The following is a 3,808-nucleotide window of genomic DNA, read 5'->3' as shown; positions in this document are numbered from 1 at the left end:
TCCAGACCGGCGGTATCATCGACGTCTTCCGCACCGGCCGCATCCCGGCCAACGTGTCGCTGGACTGCGTTGATCCGCTCATCGCGCCGAAGGCGAAGAACCTGGTGTGGCTGCGTTCGCCGCTGGATCTGGCAGCCGCGGGCCGCAACGTGAAGGCCGCGGCGCTGACCTCGCTTGGCTTCGGCCACGTCAGCGCGCTCATCGTCTACGCCCACCCCGGCGTGTTCGAGCAGGCCGTGTCTCAGCAGCGCGGGGCGGATGCAGCTGCCGAGTGGCGTGAGCACGCCGAGCAGCGCCTGCGCGCCGGCCGCGCACACTTCGAGGCCGGAATGCTGGGCCGCGCCCCGCTCTTCGAGGTCATCGAGGGCCGCCGCCTACCGCACGCCGACGCCAAGGTGATGATTGACGGCTACGGCCTCGTCGACGCCGACAAGGCCGCGGAAATCTCCATGCTCCTCGACGCCGATGCGCGCCTGGGCAGCAACGGTGAATTCCCGGGTGCGTAACCTCTAGCAATTAGGGCCAGTTCAAGTACGAACTGGCCCTTTCCTTTCGGACTAACCTCGTTTCGCTCTATGTCGCGACGATATTTGCTCACCAACGCTTTTCAATTAAATGTTCCATCACACGCTTTCAAACATCCGCCGAAAAATATTGACAAGCATGATTACGGAATCAGCGATTATGCCAGCTTCACGGCGCGATGAGTTCGGTGCGTGTTTTATCGAATGAGCTAACGAAACTGCCTTACGAACAAAACTACGCAGTTCACTATTCGCTGGTCCTGGAAGTTCTACTTCAACAACTCGTGCCAGCCGGTTTTTGAGTTTCCCTCATTAAATTTATCCGCATCATCACCATTCCGTAAGTGACGAGTTTCGTCAAAGGCTACGCGGTTCAATTCATGTTGGCGGACATGAAAAACTGACCAGTGGCGGACACGGGATTTAGGGGTTTGGGGAGTTTTTATTGGGGGTAGGAAAATAAGGGGTCTTCATCCGATGTTCGATAGAAGAGTCTAACCGGACTCATCTAGCGAAAAGCATGAACGGACCTGACTCCGTCTCTAATCAGCAGCAATTGTCTTCTAGAAGAAGCAGGGGTGAAGTTGAGGTGTCAGGCCTGTGGCCCCGCCGTCGCCGATGGTGACTCCAACACCGGGTTCCTCGTGCCTATCGAAGGCAACCACAGCACGCGGCCGCGCGCCGTCGGCACGTTCCGTGAAATCACATGTGCCAAGCTTCACGGACCTCATGCCACAGGTGCGCCCGACACCGAACAACACGGCTCCCATCGGTCGGCTGATGCACCACGTCATCGTCGTTCGGACTCGAGGAGCATCCCAGCGCTAGATCGACGTCACAACAGGGCTCTGAACCAGAGGGGATAAGTTCGCTTACCATACTCCAACAGGACGAGTCAATCATTCGAACACGCCCTGCCCCCGTGGTGTCCGCCACTGGTCAGTTTCTCATGGCCATAGGCGGACTTTTTTATGTCCGCCTCCGGTCAGCTTTTCATGTCCGCTAACAATTCATCGAGAATGCGAACCACCCGATTACCGACATCACTGAAGTCACTTTGAGTATTTGCAAAAGCAAACTTCTCACGGAGCTCCTTGATTTCTGTATCAATCCGCACCCATCCGGTAGAATCCCGCGGGCTAACAGGAGAAACCAATTTTCCTTGAAGCTGCGCATCTTCGAGGCCTTCGACATGCCTCTCAAACGGATCAAATATTGCGCTAAGAATCCGCCGTCTAGCTTGATAGCTTCCTTCAGCATCGTTCTGTTTCCAATAGTCTTTAAACGAAGACTCATGACGCGCGACGCTATTTAGTACCGGTAGGGCGGTATCGAGTACCGACCGGTGCGGATATCGGGTACCGGGGGTAGTTTTTGGGCACTCTTTAGTGGACGGCCCGCGCAGTGTGTACGTGTGGATCGCGTTCACGTGGAAGGAGTGATGGTGGTGACGGATTACCGTGCCATCATGTTTGCCTTGGTTGCCGGGAATCGTTCCTGGAACCAGATTCGAGCCGATTTAGGGGTCTCGAAGTCGACGATTGATAAGGGCAGTCGCGTTGTAAGGGACCATCAAATCGATGCTCGTGGGATTGCTGGATTGTCGAATGCCCAGTTAGAGGAGCTATTTCCGGATAACCGGCGTCGCAACGATGCGGAGTTCCTCGCACCGGATTTCAAAAAGGTTGCCGAGCGGATGGTCTCTGGCAAGCGCGTGACGTTGAAAGTCGCGCACGCCAAGTACCTGAAGTTACCTGTTGGTACTGGTCAGCGTCATTATTCGTATCGACAGTACTGTTCGCTGTTTGAGCATTATGTCGATGTTCATCAGCTGTCAGCGCAACTGAATCACGATCCCGGTGACGAGCTCATGGTGGACTGGTCGGGCGATGGAATGGTCGTTGTGGATCCGGTCTCGGGCCAGCGGTTTACCGCGCACTTGTTTGTAGCTTCATTGCCGCACTCAGGGATGAGGCATGTATCGGCGTGGCCGGATCAAAAAATGCGGTCGTGGCTTTTAGCCCACCGTGCGGCTTTGGAGTATTTCGGTGGTTGTCCGCTGCGGTTGATCCCGGATAACGCGCTTACAGCCACGCAACAGATTTCCCGTGGGCTGCGGGGGCGTATCCCGGTTGCGGAGTATTCCACATTTGCCGATTTCTATCAGATAGGTATTACTGCGGCGAAACGCTACCGGCCGCGGTACAAGGCGAATATTGAAAAGGCCGTGGATATTACCCAGCAATGGTGCGTAGAATACCTCGACGACCAGGAGTTCTACAGTTTCGACATGCTCAATAAAGCACTCGAGGACTAAAGCGATTTCATCAACGATCGCCGTCCCTACCGCGGGCAGGATATCTCTCGTCGCCAGTTGTTTGAAGACCATGAGCAACAGCTGCTGCGCCCGTTGCCCGACCGGCGGTGGTCGTGGTCGCGGTGGAAGAAGTCCAAGGTCGCAATGAACTACCACATCCGGATCGCCAATCACTGGTATTCAGTGCCGTGGAAGCTAGCGGGCAAGTTCGTCGACGTGCAACTCTTTGATGACTATCTGGATGTCTTCTACGACGGTGAGATTGTTGCTTTACATCGTATTGCCCCTGCTAATTATGGCTACTCCACCTTGGATGAGCATGTCCCCGACAACCATAAGGACTTAAACACCCAGTGGAACCGGCAACGCTTGGAAGACTGGGCGAAAAGTATTGGGACAGCGACAGCACAGCTCATCGGCCAGATGTTTAACGCTCGTAAAGTCGAAGCCCAAGCATATTCTAGCGTTCTGGGCGTACTGAACCTATCGCAAGGCTCCATCCACGCTCACCTGACCATTGTGATGGCAGCGATGGCCACAGGCCACGTGTTGGAAGAAGCCTCGGGCCTGTCGCTGAAGCGATTGGTACGAATCTTGAAGAAATACCGATCGTTTACCGTCGAAATCTCAGGCCACACACTCCACGCACAAACCGACCTGCCCGCCGGCGTCCGCGAACTCGCCGAAAAGCTACCCCAACTGTCTGACTAAAATGACCTAAGTCAGGAAACGTTAGCGTTAAAACGTTAGCGCTTTAACGTCATAACACTAACACTAAAAACACCACTCAACCACCGCAATCATTGGGCAAGTTGGCCATAGTCAAAGCTGTGACCCTGGAAATTCGAAAGACGTCACAGCAACAAACCACCACCCCAGACAACCTTCACATGAGATGCCTTTTAAACATTATAAAATATGTCACACGTTCACCTGAGGTTACCCTCGTTTAGTGGACACCCTATTT

At 54.5% G+C, this 3,808-nt stretch carries 4 protein-coding genes; 3 read left to right on the top strand and 1 reads right to left on the bottom strand.

The genetic code is table 11. The features are described from left to right. Positions 1–506: hypothetical protein (locus HMPREF2526_RS13690; protein ID WP_232745278.1), on the top strand; the 506-nt coding region annotated here is incomplete at its 5' end. Between the two features lie 1,003 nt (positions 507–1,509). Here the strand turns inward: HMPREF2526_RS13690 and HMPREF2526_RS13685 are convergent. Then, the gene (locus HMPREF2526_RS13685) at positions 1,510–1,953 is read right to left on the bottom strand and encodes a hypothetical protein (RefSeq protein ID WP_239663585.1); all 444 of its coding nucleotides are present in this window, start codon (positions 1,951–1,953) and stop codon (positions 1,510–1,512) included. A gap of 18 nt (positions 1,954–1,971) precedes the next feature. Between HMPREF2526_RS13685 and HMPREF2526_RS11065 the strand changes: the two genes are divergently transcribed. Together HMPREF2526_RS11065 and HMPREF2526_RS13545 are read left to right on the top strand one after the other, a co-directional pair. Further along, positions 1,972–2,841 (top strand): DDE-type integrase/transposase/recombinase, encoded by an 870-nt coding sequence (locus tag HMPREF2526_RS11065; RefSeq protein WP_168163163.1) that lies wholly within the window; start codon positions 1,972–1,974, stop codon positions 2,839–2,841. A gap of 57 nt (positions 2,842–2,898) precedes the next feature. Next, positions 2,899–3,552 (top strand): Mu transposase domain-containing protein, encoded by a 654-nt coding sequence (locus tag HMPREF2526_RS13545; RefSeq protein ID WP_371326151.1) that lies wholly within the window; start codon positions 2,899–2,901, stop codon positions 3,550–3,552. Positions 3,553–3,808 lie beyond the last annotated feature (256 nt).

Origin of the sequence: Corynebacterium sp. HMSC070E08 (assembly GCF_001808895.1) — a bacterium.
In the GTDB taxonomy this organism is placed as follows: domain Bacteria; phylum Actinomycetota; class Actinomycetes; order Mycobacteriales; family Mycobacteriaceae; genus Corynebacterium; species Corynebacterium hiratae.
Note: the sequence above shows the minus strand (reverse complement) of the source record. Positions and strands in the feature narration are given on the sequence as shown.